The 19,813-nt window shown below is 32.6% G+C and carries 11 protein-coding genes; 4 read left to right on the forward strand and 7 right to left on the reverse strand.

From position 1 onward, the window contains the following. Positions 1 to 16: 16 nt before the first annotated feature. On the reverse strand, positions 17 to 703 hold the full coding sequence (locus NWE55_RS01420) for a TrmH family RNA methyltransferase (RefSeq protein WP_155092630.1): 687 nt from the start codon (positions 701 to 703) through the stop codon (positions 17 to 19). Positions 704 to 742: 39 nt separating this feature from the next. Between NWE55_RS01420 and NWE55_RS01425 the strand changes: the two genes are divergently transcribed. Both NWE55_RS01425 and NWE55_RS01430 read left to right on the forward strand, forming a co-directional pair. Further along, positions 743 to 1,423, forward strand: a complete 681-nt coding sequence (locus NWE55_RS01425; protein WP_155092631.1) for an SIR2 family NAD-dependent protein deacylase — start codon at positions 743 to 745, stop codon at positions 1,421 to 1,423. Between the two features lie 64 nt (positions 1,424 to 1,487). Further along, positions 1,488 to 1,889, forward strand: a complete 402-nt coding sequence (locus NWE55_RS01430; protein ID WP_155092632.1) for a hypothetical protein — start codon at positions 1,488 to 1,490, stop codon at positions 1,887 to 1,889. Positions 1,890 to 1,930: 41 nt separating this feature from the next. Here NWE55_RS01430 and NWE55_RS01435 read toward each other — a convergent pair whose 3' ends face one another. After that, entirely contained in the window at positions 1,931 to 2,164 is a 234-nt protein-coding gene (locus NWE55_RS01435) for a hypothetical protein (protein WP_155092633.1), read from the reverse strand. Between the two features lie 6 nt (positions 2,165 to 2,170). Further along, complete coding sequence (locus NWE55_RS01440) at positions 2,171 to 3,316, reverse strand: THUMP domain-containing class I SAM-dependent RNA methyltransferase (protein WP_160339474.1); 1,146 nt, start codon at positions 3,314 to 3,316, stop codon at positions 2,171 to 2,173. Between the two features lie 108 nt (positions 3,317 to 3,424). Between NWE55_RS01440 and NWE55_RS01445 the strand changes: the two genes are divergently transcribed. Both NWE55_RS01445 and NWE55_RS01450 read left to right on the forward strand, forming a co-directional pair. Beyond that, entirely contained in the window at positions 3,425 to 4,156 is a 732-nt protein-coding gene (locus tag NWE55_RS01445) for a class I SAM-dependent DNA methyltransferase (protein WP_155092635.1), read from the forward strand. Between the two features lie 4 nt (positions 4,157 to 4,160). Next, positions 4,161 to 4,892: a ZIP family metal transporter gene (locus tag NWE55_RS01450; RefSeq protein ID WP_258204478.1), complete on the forward strand. Its 732-nt coding sequence runs from the start codon at positions 4,161 to 4,163 to the stop codon at positions 4,890 to 4,892. A gap of 1,079 nt (positions 4,893 to 5,971) precedes the next feature. Here the strand turns inward: NWE55_RS01450 and NWE55_RS01455 are convergent. The 4 genes from NWE55_RS01455 to NWE55_RS01470 all read right to left on the reverse strand — a co-directional run bounded on the left by NWE55_RS01455 (position 5,972) and on the right by NWE55_RS01470 (position 19,588). Next, positions 5,972 to 9,448 carry a phage tail-like protein gene (locus tag NWE55_RS01455; RefSeq protein ID WP_258204479.1) on the reverse strand — a complete coding sequence of 1,159 codons (3,477 nt, stop codon included), beginning with the start codon at positions 9,446 to 9,448 and terminating at the stop codon, positions 5,972 to 5,974. A 297-nt stretch (positions 9,449 to 9,745) separates the two neighbouring features. Further along, positions 9,746 to 10,285 (reverse strand): phage tail-like protein, encoded by a 540-nt coding sequence (locus tag NWE55_RS01460; protein WP_155093375.1) that lies wholly within the window; start codon positions 10,283 to 10,285, stop codon positions 9,746 to 9,748. A 12-nt stretch (positions 10,286 to 10,297) separates the two neighbouring features. Continuing rightward, the gene (locus NWE55_RS01465) at positions 10,298 to 13,573 is read right to left on the reverse strand and encodes a DUF8202 domain-containing protein (protein ID WP_155093374.1); all 3,276 of its coding nucleotides are present in this window, start codon (positions 13,571 to 13,573) and stop codon (positions 10,298 to 10,300) included. A gap of 45 nt (positions 13,574 to 13,618) precedes the next feature. Further along, on the reverse strand, positions 13,619 to 19,588 hold the full coding sequence (locus NWE55_RS01470) for a phage tail-like protein (protein ID WP_258204480.1): 5,970 nt from the start codon (positions 19,586 to 19,588) through the stop codon (positions 13,619 to 13,621). Positions 19,589 to 19,813: the final 225 nt, after the last annotated feature.

Consider the following 19,813-nt stretch of genomic DNA (forward strand, 5'->3'; position numbering starts at 1 on the left):
CCTCCCTTTATTTATACTATAATTCTTGTTTTTGTTCTAAGAAACGCGCTGTAACGAAATCGATGTCTTTAATTGATTTTCGTGCCCAATCTATTCTCTTCTCAATTAACTCTGCTTCGGTCAATTGCCAACTGACATTTGACTGACGAATACGAGTGGTAAGATTTTGAATAATAACAGCTGCCGAAACAGAGATATTTAAACTCTCTGTAAAACCAACCATTGGTATTTTAATATACGCATCTGCTTGTTCAATTATTTCTGGAGATAATCCAGTTTTCTCAGTACCAAAAAAGATAGCTGAGGGCTTAGTGATATCGAAATCTTCTAAGTGATTTGCCTCAACATGGGGTGTAGTAGCTACAATCTGATATCCTTTTGACTTTACATCATCGATACTACTTTGAACTGTACTATACCTGTGAATGTCTACCCATTTTTCTGCTCCTAAAGCAATTTCTTTATCTATTCTCTTTCCAAACTTTTGCTCTATAACTCTTAATTCTTGTACTCCAAAAACTTCGCAACTACGCATTACTGCACTCGTATTGTGTAACTGATATACATCCTCCGCGACTACTGTAATATGTTTGGTTCTATTGACAAGAACTTCCTTGAATCGCTCTACTCTACTTTCAGTCAAGAAAGACTCTAAGTATTCTAAATATTCAAGATCCTGAAATAGCTTTTTTGAAATATTCATTCTATTTTTATTTTTTTGAAACACAAAGGTAATAATATTATGCAAAAACGATTAGTAGTACTTAGTGGAGCGGGAATTAGCGCTGAGAGCGGCATAAAAACTTTTAGAGATGCTGATGGATTATGGGAAGGGCATGACGTAATGGATGTTGCATCCCCACAAGGGTGGATTCGCAATAAAGAACTCGTATTAAAATTCTATAACGACCGAAGACGACAACTTTTGAGTTGTCAACCTAATCAAGCACACCAGCTATTAGTTGAGTTAGAAAAAGATTACAATGTATCTATCATTACTCAAAATGTCGATGACTTACATGAAAGAGCTGGTAGTAAAGATGTTTTACATTTACACGGCGAATTGCTCAAAGTTCGCAGTGAAGAAGATGAAACATTAGTATATCCTTGGACAGGAGATCTATTGGCTTCAGACCAAAATGACAAAGGACATAAATTAAGACCCCATATTGTTTGGTTTGGAGAAATGGTCCCAGAATTAGAACGAGCAATACCAATTGTTGAACAAGCAGATATTATCCTTATCATAGGTACCTCTCTTCAAGTTTATCCTGCTGCTTCTTTAATTAATTACGCCAACGAAAATGCCAAAGTATATTATATTGATCCCAATCCAGCAATGACAAACTCCTTTAGGCATCACATTACAGTTATCGCTGAAAAAGCGAGTACAGGTGTTCATGCTTTTATTAATCTGCTGTGAATTACTTTGTGCTTTACTTATTTTTTGTATTTTAGATTTTACTAATCAACTAACTTTAATAAACATGAAAAAAGTCTTAACCTTATTTCTATTGACAGCAATAAGTTTGACAAGCTGCTCGTCTGATGATAACAAAGGAGAAACAGAGCATTCTAATATCTCTTTCTCTAACGTAAACTTCAATGATAAAGCTCCAGGAGAAACCGTTATTCTTGAAGGAAAAGGACTTGACCCTGAACAAGAAAGCAAGTATAAAATTATTTTTAGAAAGCAAACAACAGCACCTAAGCTATCCACCAGAGCATTACCTCCAGATAACAGCTTTGAAACCGTAGATGCGGTAATCTATAGGGTAACAACTACATCTGTAGAGTTTAATATACCAAAGGAAGCAACAAATGGCGAAGTTATATTTCGAGATGGTAAGTTCGACTTACGTTTAACAAACTACAATTACAAAAAATAATAAAAAAACACCCGATAAGCATTACTTATCGGGTGTCTGTTTTAATTTAAAACTTTAATTTTCTTTAAAAAGATCCAACGTACACAGATTTTATCTCCTTGATCTGTTTTGAATACTTTAAACTGCGGAGCTAAAATGGTTGCTACAACTGCACTAATCACAGGCAACCATAGCCCTTGCAAATCAGTAAAATAAGACAATCCAAGTCTTGCCAAAACAAACAGAATTGCAAAACTAACGAACTGTAATAAAATGGTTTTAGTACCTACTCCCATGTTTTTTTATTTATCATTAATATACTTCCCTTTTTTACTTCCTTCATATAATTCATACTTTACCAAGCGAGACTCTAATTTACCATTAAATAATTTAATCTTTCTCGAAGGTCTTAGACCAACATATTTCAATGCTTCTATATTTCCAGTAATAAACCAAGCCTCTGTTCCAGGGTATCCTTGTTTTAAAGTATCTCCTATTTCTCTGTAAAAGCGTTCCAAATTAATATCAAGACGCTCACCATAAGGAGGATTAAAGACCATGTGTAAAGGTCCTTCTGTCTCTTTTTTCGTGTCAAAGAAGTTCTCCTCTTTGATGTCTATATATTCTTCTAAATTAGCATTTCTAACGTTGTCTTTTGCTTTCATTACAGCAGAAGGTGCTTTATCATAGCCTTTTATTGTATAGTGAAACTCTCTCACTCTTTTGAGCAAAGACTCTTGAACCTTATCAAATAAATCAGCATCCCAATCATTCCAACGTTCAAATGCAAACTCTTTTCTATTGATATTGGCAGGGATATTACAAGCAATCATTGCAGCTTCTGTCAATATAGTACCTGATCCACACATCGGATCAATGAAATCTGTTCTACCATCCCATCCTGACATCAATAGCATTCCAGCAGCTAAAACTTCATTAATCGGAGCAATATTCGTTGCTGTTTTATATCCTCTTTGGTGCAAAGAAGCTCCAGAAGAATCAAGAGAAACAGTACACATATCTTTTTGAATGTGAACGTTAATTCTCAAGTCAGGAAAATCTTTGTCGATACTTGGGCGTTTGCCAAACTCATTTCTAAATTGATCAACGATAGCATCTTTTGATTTTAAAGCTACAAATAATGAGTTATTAAAATTGTCAGAAAACACAGTTGAATCAATTACAAAAGTTTGATTTGCACTAAGGTATTCACTCCAGTCGATACTTTGTATTCCCTTATATAAATTAGCTTCGTTATAGACAGCAAATTGTTTTATAGGCTTTAATATCTTTAAGGCAGTTCGCAAGGCCAAATTGGCTTTATACATAAAGCCTTTATCACCAACAAAGCTTACCATTCTCACTCCTTGTTGAACATTCATTGCACCTAATAACTGTAATTCTTTAGCTAAAGTTTCTTCGAAACCAAAGAAAGTCTTAGCTACCATTTTAAAATTTCCCATCTTGAATTTATATTTAGGAATAATTTGTTTACTCTAATTAATCCACAAAAATAAAGTAAATTTGTAGGCTAATAAAAAATTTAAACTAAAACTATGTCTAAAGAGAACAAAGCTTGGTATGCTTCTTGGTTTGACACGGAGTATTATCATACTTTATACAAAGATAGAGATTATGAAGAGGCGCAATTATTAATTGATAATCTGGCACATTACTTAAACTTACCAGAGGATGCAAAAGTACTTGATTTAGCATGTGGTAAAGGAAGACATTCTATTTACTTAAACAAATTAGGATACGATGTAACAGGAGTAGATCTTTCAGAAAATAGTATTAATGCAGCAAAAGAATTTGAAAATGAAAAACTTCATTTCAGTGTGCATGATATGAGAGAAGATCTCACTCAAAAGTACGATGCTATATTAAACTTATTTACAAGCTTTGGTTATTTTGCGGATGAAAAAGACAACGCTAAAGCTTTAAAAGCGATTCAAAACAGTTTAACAGATTATGGATTAGCTGTAATAGATTTTATGAATGTCGATAAAGTAATCCCAAATTTGATTCCTCAAGAGACAAAAGAGGTAGATGGTATCACTTTTGACATTAAAAGAAAATACGAAGATGGTTTCATCATAAAAAATATAGAATTTGATGCAGATGGACAACATCATCAATACACAGAAAAAGTAAAGGCATTACGACTTGAAGATTTTGAAAAAATGATGGAAGAAAATGATATTTACCTTCTTGATGTATTTGGAGATTACAAACTTAAAAAATTCTATAAAAAAGAGTCAGATCGTTTAATTATGATTTTCAAATAAGCCAATGGTTTTTATAGTACCCTTTATAGCGGTCATTGTAGGATACCTAATAGCGGTTCTCCTACAGCCCAAAAACAAAAAGCACCTAAAGCTACTTATGGCTTTTAGTGGTTCATTTCTATTGACGTTGACTGTAACACATCTACTTCCTGACGTTTACAGCTATGGAATAGAAGATCAAGCTCATCAGCATTTAGCTGATGCACATGGGCATGGACATGCCCACAATGGCAATACGACAATCGGCTTTTTCATTATGATTGGTATTGTATTTCAAATTGTATTAGAATACTTTTCGAAAGGAGCTGAACACGGACATGTACATGCACACGACAAATTAGACAAGATCCCTTGGTTATTGTTTATCAGTTTGTGCATACATGCTCTATTTGAAGGAATGCCAGTGAGTCAACATCATGAATTAGCTTGGGGAATAGCGATACATCACTTGCCAATTGCGGTAATACTTACTGCCTTTTTTATTAATGGTGAAATGAATAAAAAGTCTATTTTATTCTTTATGCTTGTTTTTGCTGCGATGACACCTTTGGGTACTTTAATATCAGGTGAAATTACCTTATTGACTCATTATTATGCTGAAATATCAGCAATTGTAGTTGGTATCCTATTCCATATATCTTCTACAATTATTTTTGAAAGCAATGAAGATCATAAGTTTAATATAAATAAATTAGTTGCAATTATCTTAGGTGTGATTGCCGCCTATTTTATCTAACTTATTTCTTCAGTAAAATATAGAAGTCGATAGTAAAAATTTACCATCGACTTTTTTTATCTTATGATTAAAGCTCAAAGTTTCGATTATATTATTCAAATTAATATAATATGAATTCAACTTAAGCCAGTAGTCTATTTTCATCAAAAATATTGTAAATACAATACGTTTAGAGCTTTTGTTTTGTATGTTTAACTTGGCACAAACAATTCAGTTCACCCCTTTAATCTTTTAGCAATCACATTTTTCTTCTAATATAGATTAGCAAGTAATAAAATCTGTGAGTTCATTGCGTTTTCTTGACTTTAATACTTAATGAACGCTCTTGGCGAACGTTTTATTCTAATAATCAAACTTACGTGAACTTAGCTTTCTTGTAATAATCTAATAAGTAAAGTAAAAGCACATAAAAAAATTGGAAAAACAGAATCATAAAATATCATTGTCAAAAATAGTTACTTAAAAAAAACTATTGATTACCCATTTCTATCTATAACCAACCCTTTACTCTATTCCAATTTAATAGGGAGTTGCTTGAGATTTTCTTGCACCTTTCTTGCACCTTTCTTCGAGAAAAGTGCCTTCTTGGCAAGGAAACCCCCAAGAATCCCCCAGCAAACCCGAACAAAGTGCAAGCTAAGACACTTAATAAAACATCAATTAAACTTTCCTTCCTTTTAACTTGGTCTTCAACATCAGTGATTTAGTGATAAGTAACATCGATATATTTTAGGATTGAATATTGGTAAATTATTACCTAAAAAACACTCATTCTATTTCATTCTATACTTATATCGAACTCAAGTTATTATAAGTAAATCTAACTAAGCCCTTAAGTACCATTGGTCGAGCATCTATTCTCCATAAAAAGACCAAAGATCCTATAATTAATAATAAATACTAAGCCATTATTCTATTACATCAAAGAAAAAAGTACTTGAAAACTAAAACTTTAAAAGTCATATCTCTCTATGAAGATCTCTCGTACTTTACGATCTTTACCAATGAGAATAAAAAAAAGCGACATCTAATTAAATTAGATGTCGCTTTACTAATAAATAGAGTGAATAACTAAGTTACTATTTTGATAATTTACCTTCCAGAGCTTTTAATCTTGCTTCCATTTGATCAACTTGATTCTGCAAACTATTAATTTGCTCTTGTTGTTCAATTGTGTGTAAGTACAGCTCTTCAATTTTTTCTAACTGTTGAATTGACAACTCAGTAAAATCAATCATATACTTACCATCTTCTGATTTAGTTACTTCCGATATTTTTGTAACACCTGGTAAGTGATTGTATTTTTCAACAAATTCTTTAACGTAATCAAGAGATTTAAACTCATAGGTCAAATTCAAATCAGATGCACCTGTAAAGTACTTTTCAAATACGTAATCCGCATAAATAGAACTTCCTGAGAAGAACTTACCTGAAATTACCACATCTCCATCAACAGACAACTTAGTCTTAGTTGATTTCGGATTAGTTAATAAAGTATTCCCACCAATTGCAACTGTACCTGTATGAGCAATATTATCACTGTCAAGTTTAGCTATATTTGCAGATCCTTGTACTAACCAAGGATTCTTCGCATCATTTGCTATCATTTGTGTAATATTAACCCTCTTTTCATCTTCATCATTTACAACAACTAAAACAACATCACCCGCATCATCAATCACTGTAACTTTACTACCTTCCGTCTTCATAGTGTTCTTGATAATTTCTTCAAGTAAACTATAATTATCCCCTTGATTAATGATTGTTTTAAATGTATCTGCAACATCTTGAGTAACAGCTATTTTATGTGTATTACCAGACTCATCAACATAATCGTAATCAATTACATTTCCTTTAGTATTATCTGGTAATGTTACTTCAGTAGTATTCTTGGTTAAACCAGTTACGGTTTCTAAGAATGTACCCGCCTCAGCTTTTCCATTATTAAACGTAAATCCAACACCTTTTTTATCTACTTTACTAGCTGCAGTATTAGTTATACTTGCTAATGGAGCTTGTTGGTTCACAATATTCTCAATCAACTGTTTATTTCCATCTTTATTCAAAACTGTCTTAAATGTCTTAGAAATATCTTCTGTAACATTTAATGAATGCGTATTGGTTGACTCATCAGTATATTTATAAACAACAGCATCTCCTTGAGTAGTGTCATCTAATGTTACTGTTACAGTCTCTGACAATATATCTGTTACAGTTTCTAAGAATGTACCTGCCTCAGCTTTTCCATTATTAAAAGTAAAACCAGCACCTTTTTTATCTGCTTTAATAGCTGTCGTATTGGTTATACTACCATAATTTTGAACACGTTGAATTTCTGTAGTCAAATCTAATGCTTCTGTTTTATCTCCATCTTTATAAGAAATTGTGATATTTCCAGTTGTAGCATCTTTAGAAACAACTACACTACCTGTAGCTTGAGTAATAAATTTGTTCAATTCCTTCTTAACGCTTTCGTCTTTAAGAATCTCTTCGAAGTTATTGATTACATCACTAGATACGGTTATTTGAGTCGCAGAGATTTTTCCTGTCTCATCTACATAATTATAAGCAATCAACTTATTGTTTGCATTGTCTGTACCTCTGGCCAATGATGTCAAAGTCTCTGCAAAGAGAACTTCTGCATTGCCTTCTTTACCGTCTTTAAATTTCTTAGCCAACTTAACCTCAGATGTGTTTTCTGTAGCTGATTGATCTGTTAAACTACTATAAGCTTGTACATTCTTAATTTTTGTTATAAACTCATTATTATTAAAGATCTTATCAACAAAATCCTGATTCTCAGTAAGCTCTGTAAGGAATGTTTCATTCTTAGCTATATCCGCTACAGCCATATGTACAGAGTTACCGTCACTGTCTATAATTACTAAGCTTGCTACTCCTTCAACGTCTTTTAATTCAAACGTTTTATTAACTGTATTGAAATCACTCCAATCTATCTCTGTCTTATCTCCTGTTTCTGGATTAACAGTATAGAACTTGTCGCCTTCAAAGATGACATTTCCGTATTTGCCTTTTAAGTTGTTGATTACTTGATCGATGAACTTCTGATTGTTCGTTAACTCAGTAACGAATTTCTCATTCTTAGTAAGTTCCTCTACAAAGGTTTCATTCTTAGCTATATCCGCTACTGCCATATGTACAGAGTTACCGTCACTGTCTGTAACTACTAAGCTTGCTACTCCTTCAACGTCTTTTAATTCAAACGTTTTATTAACTGTATTTAAACTACTCCAGTCTATCTCTGTCTTATCTCCTGTTTCTGGATCAACAGTATAGAACTTGTCGCCTTCAAAGATGACATTTCCGTATTTGCCTTTTAAGTTGTTGATTACTTGGTCGATGAACTTCTGATTGTTCGTTAACTCGGTAACGAATTTCTCATTCTTAGTAAGTTCCTCTACAAAGGTTTCATTCTTAGCTATATCAGCTACAGCCATATGTACAGAGTTACCGTCACTGTCTGTAACTACTAAGCTTGCTACTCCTTCAACGTCTTTTAATTCAAACGTTTTATTAACTGTATTGAAATCACTCCAATCTATCTCTGTCTTATCTCCTGTTTCTGGATTAACAGTATAGAACTTGTCGCCTTCAAAGATGACATTTCCGTATTTGCCTTTTAAGTTGTTGATTACTTGGTCGATGAACTTCTGATTGTTCGTTAACTCGGTAACGAATTTCTCATTCTTAGTAAGTTCCTCTACAAAGGTTTCATTCTTAGCTATATCAGCTACAGCCATATGTACAGAGTTACCGTCACTGTCTGTAACTACTAAACTTGCTACTCCTTCAACGTCTTTTAATTCAAACGTTTTATTAACTGTATTGAAATCACTCCAGTCTATCTCTGTCTTATCTCCTGTTTCTGGATTAACAGTATAGAACTTGTCGCCTTCAAAGATGACATTTCCAAACTTACCTTTTAGTTTATTTACAATATTTTGAACTACCTGATCATTATTAATAATATCTCCAAAATGATTTATTACATCAGCCAAAACATCAATAACAAATTCATGCCCATGTTCGTTAGTATAAACATAAGCTGCTTTATTAGTTTTAGATTTTTCTAATGTTGCTACTAATTGTAAATCAATAAGAGGCACATCAATAGTATGACCATGAGCATCAGTAATTGAGAAAACTTTTTGCCCAGCAGCATTATCTTCTATACCATAACTCATCATTTTATTATTTACTTTATCAGATAAGTTATCTCCAATTTTAACCCACTGAGGTCGATTTGGATTTTCTTTATCATTATAGTCAATTCCCCAAAAATAATAACCAGGAAGTAATGCGTCTCCATTGTTGGTAGTATTATAAACTAACAAGCCTTCTTTGGGGTTATTACCATAGATTGATTGAGTATCAAATAAACCTGTTAATGCAATTTTTGGTATTAAAAGACCTTTGTCTTTTGCTTGTAATTCTAAGATTGCTGATTTATCTGGTTCCTTAACTCCTATCCCAACTTGAGCATAAGAAACCATACCACTAAGCAAGAATGCGATAGGTATAATTCTTTTTTTCATAACTTTTACTTTTACACTTAATTCAAATTTAACGAAAATTACGATATAAATCACAATAAAAGTTCAAAAATCAAATTATTACAAACATAATTTATACAAAAAAAACCACAACTAATTAAAACCACAACTATTTACAACATAAAACTATTGTTAAAAAACAATCACAAATAGTACTAAAACGTGTAGTGTAATAATAGAAAATCACTGACTTTACTTATGCAAAAAGGAAAATAAAAAAAGGGATAGCTCTTTAAAAAGCTATCCCTTTCCTAAGTATAATTCAATCAAATAAAAAACTTATTCATTACCCCAAAAAGCCCATTCTTTTCCATTAAATATGCAAATCATATTTGATTTTGTATCATAAACAATAGTACCTGAACTTGGAGAAATCATTTTTAAGTGAGGGCTCTCTACTCGTGGTAACACAAGTGCTTGATTTGTACTATCTAAAACCAGTACACCTTCAGTACTAATATTGGCGTCATTACCAATAAGGGTACGAGCACCACTTACCTCACTTAATCCATCTTGCATAGCCGTGTCAACAACCCCTTCGTTGATAGACAAATCTTCCCACATACCATTACCCGTACAATATTTTACTTTTTTATCTAAAACATCAAATATTAAAGTCCCTTCGACTGCACCTACAACTACACTACTATCTACCTTAGGCAAGACCACACCTCTCGTATCATTATCTGGAAATTCTAAAATAGAACTCGAAGAAATATAATTTGCTTTAGTACCAATAATAGCCTGTTGACTAAAAGTCTTTTGTGAAGTCATAAATAAACTAAACAAAAAAACAAATAGTAATAAAATCTTTCTCATAATAATCCCTTTTTAATTATCTGGACAAGACTGTAAAATACATGCCCATTTTGTTCCATCATAAAACTTCAAACACTTGTTTGTTGTATCATAAACCAACATACCTGCCACAGGATCAACAATAGCTCCAATCTGTGCTTCACTCAAACGAGTAGGAACGAAACCTTTCGTTTTAGATTCTAAGTATAACCATGCATTAATATCACTGGTAGATATTGATTCCCCTTTACTGCGATCTAAAGTAGTCATCATGACAAAATCACTGTTCTTTTTAGTAATTTGTCCTGAAACAGGAGGATAGTAACATGATAGATCCCTACCACAAAATGGAATTGTTGGATCCAAATTAACATACGCATCCTCTAAACTAGCATTGATACATTCATCTTCAGAATTACCAACTAACTCGAGTTGTGCACCAAATTCTACTACCTTTGCAATATCCTCATCTGGTACATCGCGTGGTTTGGTATATTTGTTACCTGTTGCCACTTCAATTAGTGCCAGAAAATCTAGAGCTTGTACTTCATAAGTCAACTCAAGTGTTTTTCCTCCATTAATACTTAATCCTTCCACAATATGAATTCCGTCCTCTTTGACTTCTGTTCCATTTCCGAAATTTGAACTAAATGACTTAAAGATAAAATCATCATTATAAGTAAATGTAAAGTTCAAATCTGTAAAGTCTATAGATGGATTTGGATTTTCAATGGAAGCTTTAACAGTAATTATCCCTTTGTCTTTATAACATCTTCTCGATACTGGAATAAGTTTAATTTTAGGAGACAAAACCCTATCTTGATGAATCATTTCAACTTTAGTTGATACACATTCCGTAAAATTATTATAGTCACAACTCTCTATCGTAATCTCCTTACCTTCATTAAGACTTTCATAAGTTAGTTTACCTCTATTCTCATAAATTTTCGGTACCGCATTATCGTCAAACCTAACCCTTGCTGTAATCGTAGTAAAAGTACCAGGTGATAGTCTAACTTTATCTATACTCAAAACTCTTGTACCGCCGTAATTATTGAACTTGGCTTCATTAAAAGCAAACTGAGAAGAAGTTACTCCTTCATTAACCCATGTCATGCCTTCTGGTAATTCATCATCAATTTTTACATAACGAGCCTCACAAGCATAATTCCAAACTTTGAATGTGTAAAGAAAATCTGTACAAGACACCACCTTTGCAGGTGCTTGTAATGTATACTCTATACCATCAGGGTTCGGATTAGCAGGACGAGGACAATTGAATTCAAAATCGCCAATAGCTATATTCTGATATCCTCTTGAGCTTGTACGATAATGTAAGTTATGTTTTATTACAATTCTATTTACCTCATGAGGAAACTCCACTATTGCAGCTGCATTTTTATTAGTAATACTTGATCGTTTAGTACCATTTGCTTTTCTACCTCCAATCGTAAAAGTTTGCTTACTTGGATCTTTTGTATTGAATGAAAGTATAGCATTGTAAGCAATATCACCACAATAACCAATTACTTCAACTTCATCTGCTATAAGAGTGGTTTTATCTATTCCATAGATATTAAATTTAGCAAAAGTAGCTCCATCTTTAAATCTAATTGTTGTTACGGCTGAATTATCATCACTTCCTTTAACCCCTTTGAATCTAGACTCAAGTAATGTTCCATTTGATACTCTTGGATATCCACTCATTTGCATTGATCCATTTTCAGTCCCGTTACTAAAAGTCTTAAAATCTACATCAAAACGAATACCATTTGTTGCTTTTAAATTTGTAACTGATTTACTTCCACTTTTCCAAGTTTGGGAACTAAACTTATAATTTCCTGCTATATTAGTGGAACATCCAACACAAAATCCAGGTGAAGGTTTTGCCCCAAAAGTAATATAGAGTTCATCTTGATCTAAAGGCAGATTAAACAAATGCTCTTCAAGTTCACCTCCTACATAAGTTCCTGGAATCACAGCCAACCATCTTCCAGCATAAGCATCTGCTTCTGTTTTAGCTACAAGCATTCTGACTTCATATCCTGGTCCTTGATAGGCAAAGGATTCACCACCGGCACGTACTTCAACAGTTGTTTTAGGAAGTCCTGTTTTTTTAAATTTCCAAAACTTATCTTTCAAGGCAAAGTTAAAATCACAACCTGGTTCATTAATAGGAACTGAAACACCACCATCATCTTGGTTACTTCCCCAATAAATAGCTGTATTATCATCAGGAAGTTCTACTTCATGAATAACACCAACTCCCGCTTCAAACTCTGTTCCTATAGTATTTACAGTCAATACAGCTCCAGCCGCAGTAGACCTTGAAACACTTATACTTGTATTATTATCATCCCTAAAAATACCTGCCACGTTATTGTGATAACCAATTCCTGTTCTACCAAAAGGCCAAAATACATTACCTGTAGAGGAAGTATATGCAACCCCATCTAGTGTAATACCATATTTTGTTCCTAAGTAACTCTCAATCTTATTTATTTCACTTGCAGTAAGAATTCTATTATAAACAATTAACTCTCCTAATTGTCCTCCCATAGGTCCACCACCACTATCGTGAATACTGGCTCCACCAAGAGTCATACCTCCATCAGTTTTAAAATACGTACTAGTAGGTCCAGGCAAACTTTTTCCTTTTTTATCTTCTGAAAAATCTGCACCATTGAATCTAAACTTCGTATAGTCTTTCTCTTTCAATAATGAAGTTTGTAATGCTGTGGTATTTTTAACATATCCTCCTTCACCATCAATATATCCAGGCCCAAAAGTTCTTCCTCCACCTTTAGCATCTTTCTTCTCTGGACTAAATCCTAATGGAGGTTTTCTTGTAGAAGAACCTCTTGGATCAGTTCCTCCAAAACCGACATAATACATCCTTGTACTACCTGCTTCTTTTAGAGCAATGTATACAGCAAAAACGGTTAACTCACCTGTTGTAGGCACACCTGTATTGGATGCTAAGAAATGAGCTCCATCGAAGACTAATGCACTATTAAAATTCATCTTATAACTCCCTTTAACAAAAGAAGGTCTTTTCTGAGGTTTACTATTACTATTTGTTCCGGTTAGATTACTAAAACTAAAATTAGCATTTCTCTGCAGTGCAACAGAAGCATTAGCCCAACCATCAACTTGTGTGGTTTGACCATACATTTTAATAGAATGATCAGGTTTCAACCAAACTTGAACACCATAAACCCCTCCGGGGTAATCCACCTGAGCCAACAGCTCAGATGGATTAAAAAAGATCAATAGAAGAACTAAAAATCTATATATATATTTAAACATATCCAATAATTTAAATTGTTATTATAATATTTCGACTTTTTGTCTCTATTTTTTCACATATTCAATAACTACACAATACTCTCCTGCTGGATTACTTGTTATTATTGTACCAACAGTACCTATTGCTATAGTTGTTTTACCAGCAACTACTTGTTTACCAATCACACCTCGCACAATTGCATTAGTACCTTTATTAATCAAAGTAGCCTCTATAACCATACCTTCAATTGCTTTTGGCAATTCTAATGAAGTAAAAGACGTTGCTTGAGTTAATTCAACAACATATCTCATGATATCCTTATCATTGTATTTCCCCACTATTGTCTCTTTGGCAGTTGAGTATAAGTTTCCACCTTTTGATATATTTTCAATAAATGTTTTATTGTTCCCTTGATTAATAATAGTTTCAAAATCATTACTTACGTCTTGTGAAACTGTAATGTTTTTAGCAGTACCTGTTTCATCTTTATATACGTAATAAGTTAAATCCCCATTTGGTGTAGTAATTGGTGTACTACCTGCAGGTGCTATACGTTCTATTGGAGTTAATGTCTCAGAGAAGGTAACCTCTTGAGGGTTTTTACCATCTTTAAAGACAAAACCTGCTTTAACATCTGAAAGATTTCCAGTTGTTTTTAAAGTTAAAGATGCTAAGTATGCACTATTTTTAATCTCTTGAGATAAATTAATTTCTTGTCTATCTGTACCATTAACAACAATCAAAAATACCTCTGTACCTCTTTTTTCAACAGTAACTTTACTACCTTGACTAATTACTACTTTCTTAACAATGTCTTCAAGGTAAGTTTTATTATCACCTTGATTAATAATTGTCTTAAAGGTATCTGCAACATCTTGTGTAAGTGTTATTGTATGAACGTTTCCTGATTCATCTTTATAATCATAAGAGATAGATTTACCTTTTGTAGCATCAGGTAGATTAACTTCAACTGTTTTTTTAAGTAAATCAGTTACCGTTTCACTATAATCACCTGCTGCCAATTTACCGTTGTTATATGTAAATCCTGCTCCTTTTTTAGAAGCCATATCAGCTGGTGTACTAGTTACTCTTCCATAGTTTTGAACGCGTTTTACTTCATTAGTTAAATCTAAAGATTCTGGATTCTCACCATTTTTATAAGAGATTGTAATATTACCTGTCGCGCTATCCTTACTTACTGATACACTACCTGTTGCGTTTGTAATGAATTTGTTCAATTCTTTTTTAACGTTGTCAGATTTTATAATCTCGTCAAAATTATTAATTACATCACTAGACACAGTGATTTGAGTCGAAGCAATATTACCTGTTTCATCAACATAATTATATGCAATCAATTTATTGTTTGCATTGTCTGTACCACGGTTTAATGCTGTTAGAGTCTCTGCAAATAATACAGCTGCATTGTTTTCTTTACCATTATTAAACTTCTTAGCTAACTTAACTTTAGATACATTTTCTGTAGAAGTTTGATCAATAAGTTCTCCATAAGCCTGTAAGCTTTTAATATTGGTAATAAACTTAGGATTATTAGTAATTTCATCAATAAATGTTTGACTTGCTGCTATATCTTTTACACTTAATTTTACTGTTCCACCTTTGCTGTCTGTGATCACTAAATAATCAACATCGTTCTCTGGAACTAAAGTAAAACTGGCATTGGTTGTATCTAAATCACTCCAGTCTATTGGTGTTTTATCACCTGTGGTTGGGTCAACACTATAGAATTTTTTATTCTCATAGATAACATTCCCATATTTACCTTTTAACTTATTGATGATTTGATCAATAAACTCGTTGTTATTGGTAATCTTATCGATGAATTTTTTATTCTCGGAAAGCTCAGTGATGAACTTATCACTCTTAGCGATTTCTACAACGTCTAATTTTACTGTGCCTCCTTTGCTATCAGTGATCACTAAATAATCAACATCGTTCTCCGGAACTAAAGTAAAACTGGCATTGGTTGTATCTAAATCACTCCAGTCTATTGGTGTTTTGTTACCTGTGGTTGGGTCAACACTATAGAATTTCTTATTTTCATAGATAACATTCCCATATTTACCTTTTAATTTATTGATGATTTGATCAATAAACTCGTTGTTGTTGGTAATCTTATCGATGAATTTTTTATTCTCGGAAAGCTCAGTGATGAACTTATCACTCTTAGCGATTTCTACAACGTCTAATTTTACTGTGCCTCCTTTGCTGTCTGTGATCACTAAATAATCAACATCGTTCTCCGGAACTAAAGTAAAACTGGCATTGGTTGTATCTAAATCACTCCAGTCTATTGGTGTTTTGTCACCTGTGGTTGGGTCAACACTATAGAATTTTTTATTCTCATAGATAACATTCCCATATTTACCTTTTAACTTATTGATGATTTGATCAACAAACTCATTGTTATTGGTAATCTTATCGATGAAGTTTTTATTTTCAGAAAGCTCAGTGATGAACTTATCACTCTTAGCGATTTCTACAACGTCTAATTTTACTGTGCCTCCTTTACTGTCTGTGATCACTAAATAATCAACATCGTTCTCCGGAACTAAAGTAAAACTGGCATTGGTTGTATCTAAATCACTCCAGTCTATTGGTGTTTTGTCACCTGTGGTTGGGTCAACACTATAGAATTTTTTATTCTCATAGATAACATTCCCATATTTACCTTTTAACTTATTGATGATTTGATCAATAAACTCGTTGTTATTGGTAATCTTATCGATGAATTTTTTATTTTCGGAAAGCTCAGTGATGAACTTATCACTCTTAGCGATTTCTACAACGTCTAATTTTACTGTGCCTCCCTTACTGTCTGTGATTACTAAATAATCAACATCGTTCTCTGGAACTAAAGTAAAGCTCTCATTGGTTGTATCTAAATCACTCCAGTCTATTGGTGTTTTGTTACCTGTGGTTGGGTCAACACTATAGAATTTCTTATTCTCATAGATAACATTCCCGTATTTACCTTTTAACTTATTGATGATTTGATCAACAAACTCGTTATTATTGGTAATCTTATCGATGAAGTTTTTATTTTCAGAAAGCTCAGTGATGAACTTATCACTCTTAGCGATTTCTACAACATCTAATTTTACTTTACCTCCTTTACTGTCTGTGATTACTAAATAATCAACATCGTTCTCCGGAACTAAAGTAAAGCTCTCATTGGTTGTATCTAAATCACTCCAGTCTATTGGTGTTTTGTCACCTGTGGTTGGGTCAACACTATAGAATTTCTTATTCTCATAGATAACATTCCCGTATTTACCTTTTAATTTATTGATGATTTGATCAACAAACTCGTTATTATTGGTAATCTTATCGATGAAGTTTTTATTTTCAGAAAGCTCAGTGATAAACTTATCACTCTTAGCGATTTCTACAACATCTAATTTTACTTTGCCGCCTTTGCTATCTGTGATTACTAAATAATCAACTCCATTCTCTGGAACTAAAGTAAAGCTCTCATTAGTTGTATCTAAATCACTCCACAAGATTGGAGTTTTATCACCTGTATCTGGATCTAATGTATAGAAATTGGTTCCATCGTAATAAACATTACCATACTTACCTTTTAACTTATTGATGATTTGATCGACAAACTCATTGTTATTGGTAATCTTATCGATGAAGTTTTTATTTTCAGTTAACTCAGTGATGAACTTATCACTCTTAGCGATTTCTACAACGTCTAATTTTACTTTACCTCCTTTGCTATCTGTGATTACTAAATAATCAACATCGTTCTCCGGAACTAAAGTAAAGCTCTCATTGGTTGTATCTAAATCACTCCAGTCTATTGGTGTTTTGTCACCTGTGGTTGGGTCAACACTATAGAATTTCTTATTCTCATAGATAACATTCCCATATTTACCTTTTAATTTATTGATGATTTGATCAACAAACTCGTTATTATTGGTAATCTTATCGATGAAGTTTTTATTTTCAGAAAGCTCAGTGATAAACTTATCACTCTTAGCGATTTCTACAACATCTAATTTTACTTTGCCGCCTTTGCTATCTGTGATTACTAAATAATCAACTCCATTCTCTGGAACTAAAGTAAAGCTCTCATTAGTTGTATCTAAATCACTCCACAAGATTGGAGTTTTATCACCTGTATCTGGATCTAATGTATAGAAATTGGTTCCATCGTAATAAACATTACCATACTTACCTTTTAACTTATTGATGATTTGATCGACAAACTCATTGTTATTGGTAATCTTATCGATGAAGTTTTTATTTTCAGTTAACTCAGTGATGAACTTATCACTCTTAGCGATTTCTACAACGTCTAATTTTACTTTACCTCCTTTGCTATCTGTGATTACTAAATAATCAACACCGTTCTCTGGAACTAAAGTAAAGCTCTCATTAGTTGTATCTAAATCACTCCACAAGATTGGAGTTTTATCACCTGTATCTGGATCTAATGTATAGAAATTGGTTCCATCGTAATAAACATTACCATACTTACCTTTTAACTTATTGATGATTTGATCGACAAACTCATTGTTATTGGTAATCTTATCGATGAAGTTTTTATTTTCAGAAAGCTCAGTGATGAACTTATCACTCTTAGCGATTTCTACAACGTCTAATTTTACTTTACCTCCTTTACTGTCTGTGATTACTAAATAATCAACACCGTTCTCTGGAACTAAAGTAAAGCTCTCATTGGTTGTATCTAAATCACTCCACAAGATTGGAGTTTTAGCACCGGTATCTGGATCTAATGTATAGAAATTGGTTCCATCGTAATAAACGTTACCGTATTTACCTTTTAACTTATTGATGATTTGATCAACAAACTCGTTGTTATTGGTAATCTTATCGATGAAGTTTTTATTTTCAGAAAGCTCAGTGATGAACTTATCACTCTTAGCGATTTCTACAACATCTAATTTTACTTTGCCTCCTTTACTGTCTGTGATCACTAAATAATCAACTCCATTCTCTGGAACTAAAGTAAAGCTCTCATTGGTTGTATCTAAATCACTCCACAAGATTGGAGTTTTAGCACCGGTATCTGGATCTAATGTATAGAAATTGGTTCCATCGTAATAAACGTTACCATACTTACCTTTTAACTTATTGATGATTTGATCAACAAACTCGTTGTTATTGGTAATCTTATCGATGAAGTTTTTATTTTCAGAAAGCTCAGTGATGAACTTATCACTCTTAGCGATTTCTACAACATCTAATTTTACTTTGCCGCCTTTGCTGTCTGTGATTACTAAATAATCAACTCCATTCTCTGGAACTAAAGTAAAGCTCTCATTAGTTGTATCTAAATCACTCCACAAGATTGGAGTTTTATCACCTGTATCTGGATCTAATGTATAGAAATTGGTTCCATCGTAATAAACATTACCAAATTTCCCCTTTAATTTGTTAACAATATTCTTTACGACTTCTTCATTATTGATAATATCACCAAAGTGATTTATCACATCTGACAACACATCTATAACAAACTCTTTACCTTCCTCATTCGTATAAACATAAGTCCCCTGCTTAGTTTTTGACTTCTCAATTTTAGTCAATAGTTGCAAGTTAATTAACGGTACATCAATTGAATGTCCGTGAGCATCGGTTAAGGTAAACACCTTCTGTCCTTGAGCATTATCACCAATACCATAAGACAACATTTTATTGTTTACTTGATCAGAAAGAACATCCCCAATTTTTATCCATCTAAACTTATTAGGTACTATCTTATCGTTGTAATCTATTCCCCAAAAATAATATCCTGGTAGTAAATCATTTCCATTATTAGTTGTATTAAAAACTAATAACCCTTCTTTAGGATTTCCTCCATGAATTGAATTATTATCTAATAGACTAACCAAAGCAATTTTTGGAATCAAAAGCCCCTTGTCTTTTGCATGTAATTCTAAAATTGCAGATTTATCTGGTTCCTTTACTCCTATACCAACTTGGGCATAAGAAACCATACCACTCAACAATAGAGCAATTGGTATAATTCTCTTTTTCATAACTTTTACTTTTACTAATACAAAATTAGTAAAAACAATAATTAATAATTAAATTAATAAAAATTACACACATTATTATACAATAAACAAGCAAACATAATTTTAATTAACTTAATTAAACAAATAATACACACAAACATAAAGAAAACAATAAAAAGCACACTTTATATTGAATAAAACACAAAATATAATTAGAAGCTTTTAGAATAATTCATAAAAAAAACA

The organism is Myroides albus (assembly GCF_024722315.1).
GTDB classification, from domain to species: domain Bacteria; phylum Bacteroidota; class Bacteroidia; order Flavobacteriales; family Flavobacteriaceae; genus Flavobacterium; species Flavobacterium album_A.